The following is a 1,810-nucleotide window of genomic DNA, read 5'->3' on the forward strand; positions in this document are numbered from 1 at the left end:
GAGCGCGAGGGCGGCGAGCCGAAATTCAAGGTCCGCGACACGCCGGACTGGAAGAAGCATGCAGCCGACCTTGAAGCTGAGATGCTGAAGCGAGGAATGAATTTCAGCGTGATCGAATGGCACGAGGGCCAGGAGAAGCTTCCCTTCGATTGGTCAGGCCAGGGACCGCGCTCGCCGGCAGTAGCCCGCTTCTAGGTTGCCAATCGCACGGCAACAGACGCCCCGATAACTGCGGATGCAAAGGCAAGCTGGGAGCCCACACCAAGAGGCCAATCAAGTTTACGCTTGGTGTGCATCCAGTTGTGAAAGCGCACAAGGGTGGCCAAGGGCTGGCTAGGATAAAGCATATAAACCAACTTTAGCGGATCCGGGAGCATCCCCCCAACGGCACCAGCCAGTACGGCGACCATGTTGGCTTTCGTCCCAAAAATTCCGACTGCGAGAACTAGGCCTGCGAATGCGTCGAAGCCAATCACGGCCAAATCGCGTAGTGCCGCGGATATTCGCCAACTATTTCGAGCGCCGGCTCTCCACGATCTCGATCGGAGTGAATAATCCCAATGAGGGATTGAATCGATCACGAAATGGCTTGCAAAGCCCGCCACGAATGCGGCAACCGGGTGGGACGGCATGAGAGTGGCAAGAGCCGCCCCAACGACCGCATGTGTGCTCAGGATCATCTTAAACCAATAGTGGCTGCCGCAGTTGGCCGCAATCTTTCGTTCTGGCGCGAGGCCCACTGTCCCCGCGAATGCCTGCAGATGGTCGGCGTCCCGATTGCTTGCTCGTGTCGACGTCGACCCCGACGTTCATGAGAAGGCATCCCCGCAGCCTGGCGGAGAGGCGGGGTTCTTTACCTTCACCCAGTTCGGTGATCGGCCCGGCCGGTACGGTCGATCGGCGAGCTTCGACACCAGCCCCTCCCCAGGCCCATAAGGCAGGCATGCCGGAAAAGCTCTGGCCCGATCTCGCCGCGCTCGAAGTCGGAAGTGAAAATGCCATCGACGCGCTTGGCCAGTAGCCGGGCGAGGTTTGTCTTCCGCATGGTGAGCGGTAGCTTTCGGATATCATCGCCGTCTGTCACCAGCATATAGAAGGCATAGAACTGCACCTCGTCATTGTGCCTGCGGCTATCAGGCCATCGAAGTCGGAGATCCCATCAACCCCCAGCAGCACGACCTCACCGTTCAGAACAAAGGACGTTGACCGGATGCGCAGCGCGGCCTCAGTGATCAGCGGATATCGGTCACTCCAGTCGAATATTCCGGGGGTGAACAGCCGGACCCGCTTGCCCTCGCGGTGGACGGTCAGCCTATAGCCATCGTGCTAAATCTTGTGGAGCCAATTCTTCGAGGCAGGGACCTTGGTGGCGCGCGTCGGGATGCAGGGTTCGAACGACGAGCTTCGCATCATTTCTCAATATGGCTTGAAGTGGATTTCGCTAGGGCTGCCCGGGCTCGGACGATACACAGGCGATTTCTATTTGCAGAGACCGATCGTCTCATAGCCACGGATACCGAAAGTTTAGACCTCCTCCCGCTGTCTCGCAATTCAAGCAGGCGGCGATCGTCTTCCTCCGTCCAAGGCCTGTTATTATCGCCAACCATCGCAAGCTCTAAGGCGTTTTGACGTTAACAGGCTGAGGCCCCGTTGCCGCCCTTGAGGGGCGGGCCCGCCAGTCTGCCGTTACGAGGATACCTTGCTCGGACTCTTCAGCGAGCTTGTGGAGCAAGCGCGCTTTGTCCTGGTCGGGTTCGATGAGCGCTAAGCGACGGTATTTTACGGCCTTTGGATTACTCATAGGCAATTC

At 58.6% G+C, this 1,810-nt stretch carries 1 pseudogene; it reads left to right on the forward strand.

What is annotated here, in order from left to right:
* Positions 1 to 195: pseudogene (locus JQ575_RS44135) on the forward strand (hypothetical protein); the annotation flags it as partial.
* Between the last annotated feature and the right edge of the window lie 1,615 nt (positions 196 to 1,810).

This window comes from Bradyrhizobium sp. JYMT SZCCT0428, from assembly GCF_018131075.1.
Classification (GTDB): Bacteria; Pseudomonadota; Alphaproteobacteria; order Rhizobiales; family Xanthobacteraceae; genus Bradyrhizobium.